This window comes from Denitromonas iodatirespirans (assembly GCF_018524365.1).
Taxonomy (GTDB): domain Bacteria; phylum Pseudomonadota; class Gammaproteobacteria; order Burkholderiales; family Rhodocyclaceae; genus Nitrogeniibacter; species Nitrogeniibacter iodatirespirans.
In genome coordinates this window covers 208,786-225,618 of the sequence record NZ_JAEKFT010000004.1, presented here as the reverse complement: position 1 = coordinate 225,618, position 16,833 = coordinate 208,786, and the positions used below count along the sequence as shown (strand labels likewise).

At 66.6% G+C, this 16,833-nt stretch carries 13 protein-coding genes; 9 read left to right on the top strand and 4 right to left on the bottom strand.

The window, feature by feature from the left end:
- The first annotated feature begins 10 nt into the window (after positions 1–10).
- The 7 genes from I8J34_RS05390 (at position 11) to I8J34_RS05360 (ending at position 7,248) form a co-directional block, all read left to right on the top strand.
- The gene (locus tag I8J34_RS05390) at positions 11–475 is read left to right on the top strand and encodes a glycosyltransferase (RefSeq protein ID WP_214360358.1); all 465 of its coding nucleotides are present in this window, start codon (positions 11–13) and stop codon (positions 473–475) included.
- Positions 476–528: 53 nt separating this feature from the next.
- A complete protein-coding gene (locus I8J34_RS05385) occupies positions 529–1,146 on the top strand; it encodes a class I SAM-dependent methyltransferase (RefSeq protein WP_214360357.1) in 618 nt (205 codons plus the stop codon).
- 98 nt (positions 1,147–1,244) lie between these two features.
- Positions 1,245–2,450 carry a TIGR04063 family PEP-CTERM/XrtA system glycosyltransferase gene (locus I8J34_RS05380; protein ID WP_214360356.1) on the top strand — a complete coding sequence of 402 codons (1,206 nt, stop codon included), beginning with the start codon at positions 1,245–1,247 and terminating at the stop codon, positions 2,448–2,450.
- Positions 2,447–3,568, top strand: coding sequence for a glycosyltransferase family 4 protein (locus I8J34_RS05375; protein WP_214360355.1), 1,122 nt, complete (start codon positions 2,447–2,449; stop codon positions 3,566–3,568). Before I8J34_RS05380 ends, I8J34_RS05375 begins: the two co-directional genes overlap by 4 nt.
- On the top strand, positions 3,565–4,914 hold the full coding sequence (locus I8J34_RS05370) for a phenylacetate--CoA ligase family protein (protein ID WP_214360354.1): 1,350 nt from the start codon (positions 3,565–3,567) through the stop codon (positions 4,912–4,914). Before I8J34_RS05375 ends, I8J34_RS05370 begins: the two co-directional genes overlap by 4 nt.
- A 28-nt stretch (positions 4,915–4,942) precedes the next feature.
- Positions 4,943–6,298 (top strand): putative O-glycosylation ligase, exosortase A system-associated, encoded by a 1,356-nt coding sequence (locus I8J34_RS05365; protein WP_214360353.1) that lies wholly within the window; start codon positions 4,943–4,945, stop codon positions 6,296–6,298.
- 5 nt (positions 6,299–6,303) lie between these two features.
- Positions 6,304–7,248, top strand: a complete 945-nt coding sequence (locus I8J34_RS05360) for a polysaccharide deacetylase family protein (RefSeq protein WP_214360352.1) — start codon at positions 6,304–6,306, stop codon at positions 7,246–7,248.
- 4 nt (positions 7,249–7,252) lie between these two features.
- On the opposite strand, the gene I8J34_RS05355 is transcribed toward I8J34_RS05360, so the two are convergent.
- Positions 7,253–8,986: an SLC13 family permease gene (locus I8J34_RS05355; RefSeq protein WP_214360351.1), complete on the bottom strand. Its 1,734-nt coding sequence runs from the start codon at positions 8,984–8,986 to the stop codon at positions 7,253–7,255.
- A 12-nt stretch (positions 8,987–8,998) separates the two neighbouring features.
- On the bottom strand, positions 8,999–9,766 hold the full coding sequence (cysQ, locus tag I8J34_RS05350; RefSeq protein WP_214360350.1) for a 3'(2'),5'-bisphosphate nucleotidase CysQ: 768 nt from the start codon (positions 9,764–9,766) through the stop codon (positions 8,999–9,001).
- Positions 9,767–9,893: 127 nt separating this feature from the next.
- Here cysQ and cysD point away from each other — a divergent pair, with 127 nt between their 5' ends.
- A complete protein-coding gene (gene cysD, locus I8J34_RS05345) occupies positions 9,894–11,609 on the top strand; it encodes a sulfate adenylyltransferase subunit CysD (protein WP_313798437.1) in 1,716 nt (571 codons plus the stop codon).
- A 1-nt stretch (position 11,610) separates the two neighbouring features.
- Complete coding sequence (cysN, locus tag I8J34_RS05340) at positions 11,611–13,521, top strand: sulfate adenylyltransferase subunit CysN (protein WP_214360349.1); 1,911 nt, start codon at positions 11,611–11,613, stop codon at positions 13,519–13,521.
- A 36-nt stretch (positions 13,522–13,557) separates the two neighbouring features.
- Here the strand turns inward: cysN and I8J34_RS05335 are convergent, their stop codons facing one another.
- Both I8J34_RS05335 and I8J34_RS05330 read right to left on the bottom strand, forming a co-directional pair.
- The gene (locus tag I8J34_RS05335; RefSeq protein WP_214360348.1) at positions 13,558–15,351 is read right to left on the bottom strand and encodes an asparagine synthetase B family protein; all 1,794 of its coding nucleotides are present in this window, start codon (positions 15,349–15,351) and stop codon (positions 13,558–13,560) included.
- Positions 15,348–16,829 carry a lipopolysaccharide biosynthesis protein gene (locus I8J34_RS05330; RefSeq protein ID WP_230411719.1) on the bottom strand — a complete coding sequence of 494 codons (1,482 nt, stop codon included), beginning with the start codon at positions 16,827–16,829 and terminating at the stop codon, positions 15,348–15,350. Before I8J34_RS05330 ends, I8J34_RS05335 begins: the two co-directional genes overlap by 4 nt.
- Positions 16,830–16,833: the final 4 nt, after the last annotated feature.

Here is a 16,833-nt window from a genome sequence, read left to right as displayed (position 1 = left end):
GACCCTCGCCATGACGACCTTCGTAACCGTTGGAACCACGCATTTCGATCCCCTGATTCGAGCGGCCGACCACATGGCAGGGCAGAGGCGACTGCCCGGCCCTGTCGTGTTTCAGATCGGCGCCGGCCGGTATGAGCCGGTCAATGGGGCTTTTTTCCGTTTCAAGCCGAGCATCGATGACGAACTTGCCGACGCCGACCTGGTGATCACCCATGGCGGTGCCACGGTGTTTGCCCTGCTCGCCCTGCGCAAGCGCTTCGTGGCAGTGGCCAATACCTCGCTCGACGGCAATCATCAAGCGCGCTTCCTGTCGTTCCTGGGCGAGCGTTCCTCGGTGATTTGGGCGGACGATCCGGCCATGCTGGAGCAAGCCGTTACGGAGGCGATCAATCATGCGCCCGCGCGTCTCGAGGCGCCGTCGCTGGCGCCGGATCTTCTGACTTACATGGGGGTGTGCGATACTCGGGCGGCATGATCCGGCGAGCGCGTAGGCACGCGCTGACGACTGACGCTTCGAGGGCTGTCCCGATGCTTTCCAATACCCGTCTCGATACCATCCGTCGCAAAACGCTCGGCAAGAAAGTGCTGGACGTGGGCTGTGTCGACCACCGTTCAAGCAATGAACAGGGCGAGGAATGGTTGCACCGCGTCATCCGCGAGCAGGCCGCGGAGTTGGTCGGTCTCGATTTCGAAGCCGACGAGGTGCGCAAACTCAACGAGCGCGGCTACAACATCGTGCATGGCGATGCCGAGGTGAAAGAGCTCGGCCGGACCTTCGAGGTGGTGGTGGCGGGGGAGCTGATCGAGCATCTCGAGAACCCGGGCCGCTTCCTGCGCAACATGCGCAAGCATCTGGTGCCGGGCGGCGAGATCGTCCTGACGACCCCCAACCCGTTCTATCCCAAGCGGCTGGCCGAGATCCTGAGCGGACGCAAGGCCCAGGTCAATCCTCAGCATGTGTCGTGGTTCTGTCCGCAAACCCTGGAAGCCATGATGGCACGGGCGGGGTTCGTCGATATCGAGATCACGCCCTTCAACAACTCGCAGCGTCTGCGCGGGTTGGTCGAGGCGGTGAGTCGCTTCCGGCCGTGGTTTGCCACCAATCTGCTGGCCTGTGCCCGCAATCCGGCCGAACCGACGCCATGACATGACGGGAAAATTTAACGATCATCTGCGGGTAGTGTCGGCGGCCGGCGCAAAGTGCGCTACGCTGGGCCCCCGATAGCAGCCAGTGTTTACCGGGCATGAAAACGCTTCATATTCTGGACCATTCGATTCCCCTCCACAGCGGTTACACCTTTCGCACGGCCAATCTGCTGCGCGAGCAACGGGCGCTGGGTTGGGAGACGCATCACCTGACATCGCCCAAGCAAGGGCCCTGCGCCACCGCGGCGGAAGAAGTCGACGGCCTGCTGTTCCACCGTACGCCGGTGCCTGCCATCCAGTGGCCGGTGGTCGGCGAAATGGTGTTGATGAAGGCCATCGAGCAGCGGCTCGACGCCCTGGTGGCCGAGATCCGGCCGGACATCCTGCATGCCCATTCGCCGGTGCTCAATGCACTGCCGGCGCTGCGCGTCGGGCGCCGCCACGGCATTCCGGTGGTGTATGAGGTGCGCGCCTTTTGGGAGGACGCCGCGGTCGATCACGGCTCCACGCAGGAAGGCAGCGTGCGCTACCGGATGACGCGCGCGCTGGAGACTTATGCGCTGCGCAACGCCAGCCATGTGTTCACCATCTGCGAAGGGCTGCGTACCGACATGCTCGGGCGCGGCATCGCGGCTGACAAGGTGACGGTGATTCCCAATGCGGTCGACGTGAGCCAGTTCCAGCCTTCCGGCGTGCCGGATGCCGCGCTCAAGCGCGAGCTCGGTCTCGACGGCTGCGATGTGGTCGGATTCATCGGATCCTTCTATGCCTACGAAGGCCTCGATCTGCTGCTGGCCGCCTTTCCACAGATGCTGCACCGCCACCCCAATCTGCGCCTGCTGCTGGTCGGCGGGGGGCCGCAGGATGCCCGTCTGCGTGCGCAGGCCGAAGCGCTCGGCGTGGCCGACAAGGTGGTGATGCCCGGCCGGGTGCCGCATGGCGAGGTCAAGCGCTACTACGACCTGATCGACGTGCTGGCCTATCCGCGCCACGCGATGCGTCTGACCGAACTGGTGACGCCGCTCAAACCGCTCGAGGCCATGGCGCAGGGACGCATTTTCGTGGCCTCGGACGTGGGCGGGCATCGGGAACTGATCCGCGATGGCGAGACCGGCGTGCTGTTCCCGGCCGGCAACGCCACCGCCCTGGCCGATGCCATCGGCGCGCTGTTCGACCGCCGCGCCCAGTGGGGCGCCATGAGCGTGGCCGGCCGCCACTTTGTCGAAGAGGTGCGCAACTGGAAGAACAGCGTGGCCAACTACGTGCCGGTGTATCAGCGTCTGGTCGCGACTGCATCGGCATGAGTTTCGAGCATTTGCATCTTGTCGTGGTCGGGCCCTTGCCGCCACCGGCCGGCGGCATGGCCAATCAGACCCGGCAACTGGCCGAGCTCCTGCGTGGCGAAGGGGCCCAGGTCTCCGTCGTGCAGACCAACGCGCCGTACCGCCCGCGCTGGGCCGGCCGACTGCCCGGCCTGCGGGCCGCGTTCCGGTTGATCCCCTATCTGTTTGCCCTGTGGCGGGCCTGCCGCCATGGCGACGTGATGCATCTGATGGCCAATTCGGGCTGGTCCTGGCACCTGTTCGCCGTGCCGGCCATCCTCGTGGCCCGGCTGCGCGGCGTGCCGGTGGTGGTGAATTACCGGGGCGGCGAGGCGGGCAGCTTCCTCAGCCGGGCCGCCGGTCAGGTGCGGCTGGCCATGCGCCAGGTGGCGGCACTGGTGCTGCCCTCCGGTTATCTGCAAGCGGTCTTCCAGGGCCATGGCATGCGCGGGACGGTCGTGCCCAACATCATCGACATGACGCGTTTCCGGCCGGCCACCGAGTCGCGCGCCGGGCAAGCGCCCCATGTGGTCGTGGCGCGCAATCTGGAGAGCATTTACGGCATCGACGTGGCGCTGCGTGCATTTGCGCAAATCCGTGAGGCGCTGCCGGCGGCGACCTTGTCTATCGCCGGCAGCGGCCCGCAGCTGGCCAGTCTGCAAGCGCTGGCCGACAGTCTGGGGGTGTCCGACGCCGTGCGATTTACCGGGCGACTGGACCGGGACGACATGGCCGCGCTATACCGTTCGGCCGACGTGATGATCAACGCCAGCCGGGTGGACAACATGCCCAACTCGGTGCTCGAGGCGCTGGCCAGCGGCGTGGCGGTGGTGTCCACCCATGTGGGGGGCGTGCCCTATATCGTCGAGGACGAAAGCACGGCACTGCTGGTGCCGCCCGATGCGCCGGAACCGATGGCGCAAGCGGTGTTGCGCTTGCTGACCGACGACGCCCTGCGCCGGCGGCTGGTCGATGCCGGCCTGGCCGAGGTGGTGCGCTACCAATGGGCACGGGTCAGCCTCCAGTGGCTGGCGGTGTATCAGCGTGCGCTCGGGCATGTGCCGGCCACCGGCGAAGCGGTTGGGGAGGCGAGACCATGAGTGTGTACACCCGGCTCGTCTCGAACATTCTGTTCCCGCTGCAGGAACGTCTGAAGGGGCACGACACGCTGCGTATCCGCCGTGCCATGGAAGCCTCGCAATGGTGGTCGGCGGACCGGCTGGTGCGCTTTCAGGCCGAGCGCCTGCGCACGTTTCTGGGCGATGTGGCCGAGCATGTACCGTACTACCGGCAGGTTTTCGCCGATGCGGGGCTGGTGCCGGCCGAGGTGACCGGTGCGGCCGACTTGCAGCGCCTGCCGTTTCTCACCAAGTCCTTGATCCGTGCGCATACCGACGATCTGCGCGCCAGCGATGCGCGTGGTCTGGCCCGCTTCAATACGGGCGGCTCCAGCGGCGAGCCTTTGATTTTCTTCATCGGCAACGAGCGGGTCAGCCACGACGTGGCGGCCAAATGGCGTGCCACCCGCTGGTGGGATGTGGATATCGGCGATCGCGAGATCGTGGTGTGGGGCTCGCCGATCGAGCTGGGCGCGCAGGACCGGGTGCGCCAGTGGCGCGATGCGCTGATGCGCACCGAGCTGATGCCGGCCTTCGAGATGTCCGAGGACAAGCTCGATGGCTTCGTCGCCCGCATCCGTGCGTGTCGCCCGGCAATGCTGTTCGGCTATCCGTCGGCGATCAGCCATATCGCCCGCCATGCCGAGAAGCGTGGCGTGCGGTTGGACGATCTGGGGCTGCGGGTGGTCTTCGTGACCTCCGAACGGCTGTACGACGATCAGCGCGAATGCATCGAGCGCTTGTTCGGCTGCCCGGTGGCCAATGGCTATGGCGGCCGCGATGCGGGCTTCATCGCCCACCAGTGCCCGTCGGGCAGCATGCATATCACGGCCGAAGACATCATCGTCGAGATCGTCGACCCGGCGGGGCAGGTGCTGCCCCCCGGCGAGTCGGGCGAGATCGTGGTGACCCATCTGGCGACCCGCGATTTCCCCTTCATCCGCTATCGCACGGGCGACATCGGCGTACTCGACGATGCGCCCTGCGCCTGCGGTCGCGGTTTGCCGGTGCTCAAGGAAATCCAGGGGCGCAGTACCGATTTCGTGATCGCTGTGGATGGCACCGTGATGCATGGCCTGTCCCTGATTTATGTATTGCGCGATATTCCCGGTATTCGGGCATTCAAGATCGTGCAGGAGTCGCTGACCCTCACGCGTGTTCTGGTGGAGCCGGGCGAGACGTTTTCCGAACGCGACGCGCAGACCATTCGCGACGGGCTGCAGGCGCGGCTGGGGGCATCGGTCGAGATCGCGGTCGAGCCGGTGGCGCAGATCGCACCCGAGCGCTCGGGCAAGTTCCGCTATGTGATCAGCAAGGTGGCAGGATGAGCCGCAGGATGGGTCAAGGAGTGTCGTTGTGAGGGATCTGGTCGTTACTGCCATGTTCGTGATTGCCGCGGTGGCGGCGATCCGGCGACCGTATTACGGGGCCTTGCTGTGGGTGTGGATCGGCCTGATGAATCCGCACCGGCTGGGTTGGGGCTTTGCCTATGATCTGCCGTTCGCCATGGCCTCGGTGGTGGTGCTGGCCTTGGGCATGTTCTTCTCGACCCGGGCGATCCGCTGGCAGTCCGGCGGACCGGCGGTGGTGCTGATCCTGATGATCCTGTGGATGACGCTGACCTCGTTCACGGCCATCCTGCCCGAGCCAAGCCAGGCCAAGCTGATCGAGGTGCTCAAGGTATTGGGCATGACCCTGGTGGTGGGCGCCCTGGTGGCCAATCGCGAGCAGATCTTCGGTCTGGTGTGGGTGGTGGCCGGGTCGATCGCCTTCTTCGGGGTGAAGGGCGGCATCTTCACGCTCGCCCATGGGGGGGAGTTCCGTGTGTGGGGGCCGCCATCGAGCCTGGTCAACGGCAACAACGAACTGGCGCTGGCGCTCATCATCACCATTCCCTTCCTGTATTTCCTGGCCAACCAGGCCACTCTGGCGCGGACGTTCGTACTGGTGCGGCGGATCCCCGAAAAGTGGATGCGGCGTGCGCTGTTCCTGTCGATTCTGCTGTGTGCGGTGGCGGCCATCGGCAGCCACTCACGGGGCGCGCTGCTGGCGATCGTGGCGATGGGAATCATGATGTGGTGGCGCAGCCGGGCCAAGCTGTCGATGGGCGTGCTGCTGCTCGTGCTCACCCCGGCCATTCTCCTGCTGATGCCGGAAGAATGGTTCTCGCGCATGGGAACCATCGAAACCTACGACGAAGACCTGTCGGCGCTGGGGCGCATCAACGCCTGGCACATGGCGGTCAATATCGCCAACGACCGGATTTTCGGCGCCGGTTTCGCCACCGCGTCGCCGGTGGTGTTCAACGCCTATGCCCCCAACCCCGACTGGGTGCTGGTGGCGCACAGCATCTACTTCCAGATACTCGGCGATCATGGCTACATCGGCCTGGGGCTCTATCTGCTGTTCTGGATCCTGACCTACCGGACGGCCGGCCGGCTCGCAGCGATGGCTGACCGTGGCCCCCAATTCGCCTGGGTGGCCCAGCTCGGCAACATGTCCAAGGTGAGTCTGGTCGGTTTCGCCGTCGGCGGGGCCTTTCTCAGTCTGGCCTACTGGGACATGCCGTATTACGTGATGATCATCCTGCTGGCCACCGAGCGCTACGCCAAAGAGGTGCTGGCCAAGACCGCCGACGAGGCGGCCGGTGGCGCGACCAAGGATGCCGGCAGCGGTCCGCAGCGAGGCGGCTCGGCCGCCGTGGCGGGTTGAGCGACATGCTCGGTTCCGCCATCCGGATGGCCAGCGCGCGCGGGGGCGATGCCCGCCTGAGCATCTTTCTCTTCCACCGCGTGCTGCCCGCACCGGACCCGTTGTTTCCAGGTGAGGTGGATGTGGCCGCCTTCGACCGCATGGTGGGCTGGATCTCGCGCTGGTTCCACGTGTTGCCGCTGACCGATGCGCTGAGTCGCTTGAAAGAAGGCCGCTTGCCGGCCGGATCGGCGGCGATCACCTTCGACGACGGCTACGCCGACAACCTGACCCATGCGCTGCCCATTTTGTTGCGCCATCGGGCGAGTGCCACGCTGTTTGTCGCCACCGGATTCCTCGACGGCGGGCGTATGTGGAACGACACGGTGGTCGAATCGGTGCGGCGTACGCCGCTGGCGCAACTCGATCTGGCCGATATCGGGATGGACAGCGTGCCAACCGGCAGCGATGCCGAGAAGCGTCGGGCGATCGAGATGCTCATTCCCCGCCTCAAGCATCTGCCGCCTGAACAGCGGCAGGCGCAGGTGGCGGCCGTGGCGCAGGCCTCGCGGGCGGTGTTGCCCGACGATCTGATGCTGCGCAGCGCCCAGCTCAAGGCCTGGCGACAGGCCGGCATGGCGGTGGGGGCACACACGGTGAGTCACCCGATCCTGTCGACCACCGAGCCGGCCGCGGCGCGGCAGGAAATGGCCGACAGCAAGATGGCGCTCGAGTCGCTGCTGGGCGAGCGCATCGGCCTCTTTGCCTACCCCAACGGCAAGCCCGGGCAGGACTACCAACCGGCGCATGCCCGCCTGGCCGCCGAGCTCGGCTTCGATGCCGCGGTGGCAACCACCTGGGGCGCCGCCCGGCGCGACAGCGACCCCTTCCAGCTGCCGCGCTTTACGCCGTGGGACCGCACCAAGCTCCGTTTCGGCTTGCGCCTGGTGCAAAACCTGATGGCCAGTTGAGCGATCAGGGATAGAACGGAAACACCCGCGGCACCAGCAGCAGCACCACCGCGCCATAGACCAGCGCTACCGGCGTGCCGGTGCGCACGAAGTCCATCACCCGGTAGCGCCCCGGCGAATACACCATCAGGTGCGTCTGATAGCCGAAGGGAATCAGGAAGCCGGCGCTCGCGCCATAGGCCACCAGCATCACGAAAGGGGTCGGATCGGCGCCGAAGGCATGGGCCGTCGACAGCGCGATCGGAAAGGCCAGCGCCGCCGCCGCGTTGTTGGTGACCACCTCGGTCAGCGCGATGGTCATCAGGTAGAGGCCGACAAAGGCGCCCCACACGCCCAGCCCGCCGAAGCTCTGCGCGACGAAAGCCGAAATGACGGCCGCCGCGCCGGAGGACTCCAGCACCCGGGCGATGGCCAGGGCGGCGCCGATCACCAGGATCAGCTCGAAAGGGAAGCGCCGCCGGATCTCCGCCATCGACAGCAGGCCGCCGGCCAGGAAGGCGCCCAGCAGCACCAGCAGCCCGGCGAACAGCGGCAACCAGTCGGCGGCGGCGGCGATGATCACCGCCGCGAAGCCGCCCACCACCCAGCGGGTTTGCGGATCGGTCAGCTTGGGCTGCAGCGGCGCGCCGCCTACCCGGTGAAAGTTGCGCACCAGGTTGCGATGCTGGGCAAAGTCCGCACCGACGGCCAGTAGCAGCGCATCGCCGACACGCAGCGGGATCCGCCCCAGCTGCCCGGTCAGCCGCTTGTCGCCGCGGCGGATGCCGACCACGCCGGCGTCGAACATGGTGCGGAAATCCACCTCGCGCAGGGTGCGGTTGGCCAGCTCCGAATCGCTGGTGATCACCACCTCGACCAGATTCGAGCGCAGCAGATCGTCGGCCCGCGTGCCGAACACCTGCAGGCCGGGAAAGCGGTCGATGACCTGCATCTTCTCGACCTCACCAGTAAAGATCAGCACATCGTCGGCCAGCAGGATCTCGTCCGGCGCGACCGGCGAGATCAGCCGGCCTTCGCGCAAGATCTCGACCAGGAACAGGCCGTCGAGATTGCGCAGTTTGTTCGTTTCGATGCTGCGCCCGATCAGCGGCGAGCCGGCCGCCAGCCGCGCCTCCAGGAAATAGGCCTGACGCGCGTTGCCCTCGTCGCCATCGCGTACCGGCAGCCACCGCGCCACCAGCGTCAGGCAGGCGATGCAGGCGAGTGCGACCGGCAGGCCGACAGTGGTCATCTGGAACATCGAGATGCCCGGAAGGCCGGCGCGCTCGGCGAAGGAATTGACCACCAGGTTGGTGGAGGTGCCTACCAGCGTGGTGATGCCGCCCAGCACCGCGGCGTAGGACAGCGGCAGCAACAGGCGCGAGGCCGGATGGTGGCGCTGGCGCGACACCGTACCCAGCAAGGTGCTGACCACCGCGGTGTTGTTGAGAAAGGCCGAGCAAGCGGCCGTCACCAGACACAGGCGGAAAGTGGCAAGGCGCTCGCTGCCTTTGAGCAGGGTGTCAGAAAAGCGCTCGATCAGCGGCGCGCGTTCGAGTACCAGCGACACCAGCAGCAACAACAGCAGCACGGCCAGGCCCGGGTTGGCATAGCTCTCGAGCAGCTCGCGCTCGCCGATCAGGCCCAACAGGTGATAGGCGCCGGCCCAGGCGCAGAAGAGCACGGCGGGCGACAGGCGGCCATGGATCAGCAACGCCACCAGCGCGGCGAGCGAGAGGAGCACCCCAGTGGCGGCCATGCGCGGGCGCGCTCAGTCCGCGGTGCCGGCGGCGACGAAATGCGGGTTGGCGAAGTCGGGCTTGCCGTAACGCAGCGGCGCGCCGTCGATCTCGGTGAGCTGCCCGCCAGCGGCGGCCAGCACGGCATGGCCGGCGGCGATGTCCCATTCCATGGTGCGGCCCAGACGCGGGTAGAGGTCGGCCTCGCCGGCGGCGATCAGGCAGATCTTGAGCGAGGAGCCGGCACCGCGCAGCTCGGCCACCTGGCGTCCGGCCAGGAAGGCGTCGAGGGCGCTCGCGTCGCCATGCGAGCGACTGGCGACGACGGTGAGCCCGGCCTCGGGCACGGCACGCACTGCGATCGGACGGCGGCCGGCGGCGTCTTCGATGAAGGCGCCATGGCCGACGGCGCCGGCAAACAACCGGTCCAGCGCCGGGGCCAACACCACGCCGAGCGTCGGCTGGCCATTCTCGATCAGTGCGATGTTCACCGTGAACTCGCCGTTGCGGCTGATGAATTCCTTGGTGCCGTCGAGCGGGTCGACCAGCCAGAAACGCTCGCCCACGCTGGGCACCTTGCCGGCCGCGACGGCCTCTTCGGCGACGATGGGCGTGCCCGGGAGCAAGGCGGCCAGCGCCGGCAGGATCAGCGCTTCGGCACGTTCGTCGGCTTCGGTCACCGGCGACTGGTCGGCCTTGCCGCGCACCGAGAAATCCGAGCGATAGATCGTCATGATCAACTCGCCGGCGTCGCGGACGATGGGCAGCAGGCGTTCGAGCAGGGCGGGGCGGTCAAGCATGGCAGGGACTCCAAGGGCCGGGAGGGTTCCGGCGAAGGCGTTGGCAATCGTGCAGTTAATTATTTAACACCGATCTCGGCCAAATAAATGTTTAATATATCACCATGCCAAGTCGATTGAACCGTCCATGCCGCGCCGACTGACCGGTGAAGCGCTGAACGCAGCGCGGCGCCGGGCGGTTGAGTTGCGCCGGCAGGGGCGGACGCTGGCCGAGGTGTCGGCGGCGACCGGCCTGTCGGTGCCGACCGTGGTGGCCGCGGCCAAGGCCTTTGCACAGGGCGGCTGGAGCGCCGTGGATGTGCGCCCGCAAGGGCGGCCGGTGGGCAGTGGCCGGGCCATCGACAAGGCGCGTGAGGACGAGATTCGCACCACCTTGCTGGCCACCGCGCCGGAAGCGGCCGGTGAGGCCACCGGTCTGTGGCAGCATCAGGCGGTGGCGCGCTGGCTGGTGCGGGCGTTCGGCATCGACCTGGGCGAGCGTACCGTGGCGCGCTATGTGGCGAGCTGGGGCATCGATCCGCCGGACTGGCTGCGCGAGTTGCGCGATGCCGGCGCGGCACCAGCGGGCGAGCCGGCATCGCGGGCGCGCTTGTGGTGCGGTGAGCAGCGGCTGGATGCGATGCGCACGGTGCTCTTCGCGCGCGGGCCGCGCGGCCGGCTGTATTGGCGCATCGTGCCGCTACTGCTGCAAGCGCCGGCGGTGGTCGATTTTCTTCAGCGTCTGTGCGCCTTGGCGGCGCGGCCGCTGCAAGTTCACTGGGTGGGCGCCGACGTGACACAGGTCGGTGCGGTAGCCGACTGGCTGGCGGAGCACGCTGCCGCGCTCGAACTGGTGCGCCACCGGGCGCCCGAACGGCCGCCGGCGCTCACGTATGATTCGGACAACACGGCGTCGGCGCAGTTGGCCGGCACCGATCAACAGGGTTTGCGCAAGAGGACAACCATGACACTGACCCATCTGCAACGGCTCGAAGCCGAGAGCATCCACATCATGCGTGAGGTGGTGGCCGAGGCCGACAATCCGGTCATGCTGTATTCGATCGGCAAGGACAGCGCGGTGATGCTGCACTTGGCGATGAAGGCCTTCTACCCGGCCAAGCCGCCGTTTCCGCTGCTGCATGTGGATACGCGCTGGAAATTCCGCGACATGTACAGCTTCCGCGACAAGATGGTGAAGGAGCTGGGCCTCGACCTGCGGGTGCACATCAACCCCGAAGGCGTCGAGAAGGACATCAACCCCTTCACCCACGGCTCGGCCATTCACACCGACATCATGAAGACCGAGGGCCTCAAGCAGGCGCTCGACATGTACGGCTTCGACGCGGCCTTCGGCGGGGCCCGGCGCGACGAGGAAAAGTCGCGCGCCAAGGAGCGCATCTTCTCCTTCCGCAGCGCCGCCCATCGCTGGGATCCGAAGGCACAGCGCCCCGAGTTGTGGAAGCTCTACAACGCGCGCAAGCACAAGGGCGAGTCGATGCGCGTCTTTCCGCTGTCGAACTGGACCGAGCTGGACATCTGGCAATACATCTACCTCGAAGACATCCCCATCGTGCCGCTGTACTACGCGGCCGAGCGCCCGGTGGTCGAGCGCGATGGTGCGCTGATCATGGTCGACGACGAGCGCATGCCACTCAAGGCCGGCGAGGTGCCGATGATGCGCAAGGTGCGCTTCCGCACCTTGGGCTGCTATCCGCTGACCGGTGCGGTGGAATCCGAAGCCGACACGCTGCCGGCGATCATCCAGGAGATGCTGCTGACCAAGACCTCGGAGCGGCAGGGGCGGGTGATCGACCACGATTCGGCCGCGTCCATGGAAAAGAAAAAGCAGGAGGGGTACTTCTAAAATGGCCCACGTATCCGATCTCATCGCCACCGACATCGGCGAATACCTGCGCAGCCACGAGCACAAGAGCCTGCTGCGCTTCATCACTTGCGGCAGCGTGGATGACGGCAAGAGCACCCTGATCGGGCGCCTGCTGTTCGAATCCAAGATGCTGTTCGAAGACCAGATGGCCGCAGTCGAGGCCGACTCGAAAAAGTACGGCACCCAAGGTGAAAACATCGACTTCGCGCTGCTGGTCGATGGCCTCGCCGCCGAGCGCGAGCAGGGCATCACCATCGATGTGGCCTATCGTTTCTTCTCGACCGATAAGCGCAAGTTCATCGTCGCCGACACGCCGGGGCATGAGCAATACACTCGAAACATGGTCACCGGCGCCTCGACCGCCGACGTGGCCATTTTGATGGTCGATGCGCGCAAGGGCATCCTGACGCAGACCCGACGCCACAGCTACCTGGTGTCGCTGATCGGCATCCGCCACATCGTGGTCGCCATCAACAAGATGGACCTGGTCGACTACTCGGAAAAGACCTACCGCAAGATCGTCGAGGATTACCGCGATTTCGCCGCCCGGATCGGCATCGAGGACGTCACCTTCATCCCGCTGTCGGCCTTCAAGGGCGACAACATCATCGCCCCCAGCGAGCGCCTGCCCTGGTATCACGGCAGCACGCTAATGGGCTATCTCGAAACCGTCGAGATCGACGAGGAGCGCATGCAGAAGGCGCCGTTCCGGTTGCCGGTGCAGTGGGTCAATCGCCCCAATCTCGACTTCCGCGGCTTTGCCGGCACGGTGTCGAGCGGCATGATCCAGCCCGGCGATCGCGTGCGTGTGCAGCCCTCGGGCAAGGAAAGCACGGTGGCGCGCATCGTGACCCACGACGGCGACCTGCCGCAGGCCGTGGCCGGCCAGTCAGTGACGCTGACGCTGGCCGACGAGATCGACATCTCGCGCGGCGACGTGATCTCTATCGCCGAGCACCCGGCCAGTTCGGCCGACCAGTTCGAGACCACCGTCGTCTGGATGCATGACGAGCCGCTGCTGCCCGGCCGCGCCTATCTGCTCAAGATCGGCACCAAGACGGTCACGGCGACGGTCACCGAAATCAAGTACCAGGTGAACGTCAACACCATGGAACACATCGCCGCCAAGAAGCTCGACCTCAACGGCATCGCGGTGTGCAACCTCAGCCTCGACCGCCAGATCGCCTTCGACGCCTATGCCGACAACCGCGACACCGGCGCCTTCATCCTGATCGACCGCTTGAGCAACAACACCGTCGGCGCCGGCATGATCCACTTCGCCCTGCGCCGTTCGCACAACATCCACATGCAGCATGTGGACGTCGACAAGGCCGCGCGCGGCGGCATGAAGGGGCAGAAGCCCTGCCTGCTGTGGTTCACCGGTCTGTCGGGCGCCGGCAAATCGGCGATCGCCAACATGGTCGAGAAGAAGCTCCACGCCATGGGCCGCCACACCTACCTGCTCGACGGCGACAATGTGCGCCACGGCCTGAACAAGGACCTGGGCTTCACCGACGCCGACCGTGTCGAGAACATCCGCCGCGTGGCCGAAGTGGCCAAGCTGATGGTCGACGCCGGCCTGATCGTCATCACCGCCTTCATCTCCCCCTTCCGTTCCGAGCGCCGCATGGCGCGCAGTCTCGTGGAAGAAGGCGAGTTCCTCGAAGTGTTTGTCGACACACCGCTCGAAGTGGCCGAAGAGCGCGACCCGAAAGGGCTCTACAAGAAAGCGCGACGCGGCGAACTGAAGAACTTCACCGGCATCGATTCACCCTACGAGGCGCCCGAAGAGGCCGAAGTGCGGCTGAAAACGGTGGGCAACTCGGTCGAGGCGTCGGCGGATCAGGTGATCGCCGTGCTTCGGGAAAAAGGCATTCTGCCTAGCGAGTAAGGCGGGGACGGGGCCGCCGATGGGCGGCCCCGAGCATCAATGGGAGGTCGGCCGCGCCAGCCACAGCTCCATCATCATCAATATCCACACCAGCTCCCCGTAGTAGCCCGGGTGCGCCGGCAGCAGCTCGTCGATCAGGCGGTCGATCAGCGCCGGCTGGACGATGCCGCGCTGCTTGAGTTGGCCGAGCGTGTCGCCGGCCAGTTCGCGCAGGCCAGCGTGCTGGCAGGCCCAGACGCCGAAGGGCAGGCCGAAGCCGTGCTTCTTCTTCTTGATGATGGTCTCGGGCAGGAAGTCGCGCAGCGCTTCCTTGAAGAACCAACGCAGCGTGAAGCCGCGCAGTTTGTAGTCGAGCGGCAGGGCCAGCGAGAAGTCGAGCAGGGCGTCGTCGAGCAGCGGGAAGTCGACGTCCACGCCGGCCAGCTCGGTGGTGCCGAGGATCTTGGGCAGGTCGTTGTCGGCGAGGGTGTATTTCCAGTCGAAGGCAAGCTGGCGGTTGAGGTCGCTGTCGGCCCGGATGCGTGACCACACCTCGCGGGCGGCGCGGGCCGGGGCCTCCTGGTCGATCTGTGCGAGGTAGTCGGGCGTCAGCAGGTTCTCGGCGCCGACGCGCACCAGCAGCGTGTACTGGTGGATGCGGTCGGGCAGCGGCACGCGGGCTTGTTCGACGTAGCTGGCGGCCTTCTTGACGATCGGCAGGCGCTTGCTGATGTCGAGGTCGAGCATCGGTTCGAGCAGGCTGCGGCGCAGGGCGCCGGGCACGTCGTCGTACCAGCCGAAGATCTTCTGCTTGGCATAGCGGGTGTTGCCGCCGAAGAGCTCGTCGCCACCGTCGCCAGCCAGCAGTGTGTCGATGCCGTCACGGCGCGCGATGCGCGCGCACAGCCAGGCGGGCACGGCCGAGGAGTTGCCGAAGGGCTGGTCGTAATGCTGCGCGACCTTGGGGATGCCTTCGAGCAGATCGTCGGGCGTCACATAGTATTCGTGATGATGGGTGCCAAAGTGCTGCGAGGCGGTGCGAGCATAGTCCATCTCGTCGTAGCCGCTGGCATCGAATCCCATGGAATAGGTTTCGGCCGGCTTGCCGCCGACCTTGCACAGCATGCCGGCGACGGTGGAGCTGTCGGTGCCGCCGGAGAGGAAGGCGCCGACCTTGCCGCGCTCGGCGGCGCGGGCGACCGCAGTCTCCACAATGTGGCGGAACTGCAGCTTGGCCTCGGCGAAATCCATCCGTGCCGGTTCCTGGAAGCTCGGGCGCCACCAGGCCTCGAGCTGCCGCTGGCCGTTTTGCCACAGCAGCCGGTGCCCGCCTTCCATGCGCTGGACGTCCTTGAAGATGGTCAGCGGTGCCGGGATCACATGATGGAAGAGGTAGGCGTGCACGGCCTGCGGGTCGATGCCGGCGCTGGCGCCCGACAGGGCATCGGCACGATCGGCGAACAGCAGCCGGCCGCCGCGTTCGGCAAAGCACCATGGATGGGTGGCGAAGCGGTCGGTAGCCAGAAAGACGGAATGGGCGTTGCGATCGACGATGGCCACCGCGAAGCGGCCATGCACCCGGTTCGGCGCGGTTTGGCCATGGCGGGCGTAGAGCAGGCGCCAGGCGGCAGCCGGCGAGGCGGGCACCGACGCACCACCGAAGTCGGCCGGGGCGAACACCGGCCGGCCACGGCTCAGGCACAGCACGCCGTCCTGTTCGTCGAGGGTGACCCGGTCACTCAACGCCGCTTCGGCATGCGGCCACTGCAGGCGCTCGTGGGGCGGGCGATGGGCGATGTCGGCGGCATCCGGTTGAGGGGGAGAAAGGTCGAGCGAGGCGTCCTGTGTCATTGCGTTGAATATCGTTTGATCAGACCGGCCCATAGTATGCGGATTTTCTGCAGACAGTAGCGTTCGGCGCCGTCGGGCAATCGTGCTGCACGCCACAGCATGAGCATCAAAACGGCATACACCGCGGCGCCAATGGCGATCCGCGCCAGCAGATGCACGGCCAGCGGCAGCGCCAGCGGCGGCAGGGCGTGCAGCGCGGCGGCCATGCCGGCGGCGGCCAGCGCGGGGCGCCAGATCTGCGCCAGCAAGGCACCGGCGGTGAGCCCCGGCGTCCAGCGCTGTACCAGCACGAAGAACAGCACGGCCCCGGCCGAGACCGCACCGAGACGGATCTGGGCGATGCCGGCCAGATCGCCCAGGCGGGCGAAGGCCAGCGCCAGGATCAGAAACAGCGCCGGCTCCATCCAGGCGATGGCCGCCAGCGCCTTGACCCGACCCTGCGCCAGCAGCAGGTAGATGCTGCTGTGGGTGACCGCGCCGACCACATTCACCAGGGCCAGGATCTGGATCAGTGGAATGGTCATCGTCCACGCTTCGCCGAGCAGCAGCGGCACCGCCTGCGGGGCGACCATGGCCAATCCGACACCGGCCGGAATCGCCAGCAGCGACTGTACGCCGAGCGCCAGCGAAAAGCCGCGCAGCAGGTCGTCGCCCCGGTCGCGTTTTTCGACGAAGGCGGGGAACAGCACGCGGCCCAGCGGGGCGAGCAACTCGCTGGTCGGCATGGCGGCGATTTCGTCGGCCAGTGCGTAGCTGCCCATGCCCGCCGGGCCGTGATTGCCGACCACGAACTTGTCGACCCGGGTGGCGACATAGGCGCCGATGTTGCGCACCAGCACCCATTGCGAGAAGGACCACAGTTGCCGTGCCCGGGCGAGGCTCAGGCGGGGGCGGAATTCATGCATGCGGTAGCTCAGCAGCACCCCGACCATCCGCCCCGACAGCGCGCCGACGACCATCGCCCAATAGGAGCGCAGCCACAGCGCCATCGCCACGGTGACCAGAAAACCGGCCAGCCGGCGCAGGAAGAAGAAGCGGAAATCCTGACCGAAGCGCATGTGCTTCTGGAAATCGACGATGCCGATGTTCTCGGCGCTGCCCAAGAGTACCGAGAAGGCCATGACATACAGCACCGGACCGACACGACCGTCGCCGAAATAGTCCACCGCCAGCGGGGTGAGCAGGACGATCAGCGTGGCCGAGACGCCGGCCTGCAGCAGGCGCAGCGTCCAGGCGGTGTCGTAGTCTTCGCGGGTCGGTGCTTTGGCATGAATCAGCGCCACATGTACGCCGAGGTCGAGCAGCACGTCGATCAGGCCGACCACGATCGAGGCCATGGCGACGATGCCGAAGTCTTCCGGCACCAGCAGCCGCGCCAGGATCAGCGTGCTGAGCAGGCCGATCAGGCGGTCCGACCAGCGCATGCCGACAACCAGCAATGCGCTGAGAGCCAGACCGGTGCGTTGGGGCGGCGGCATGTCG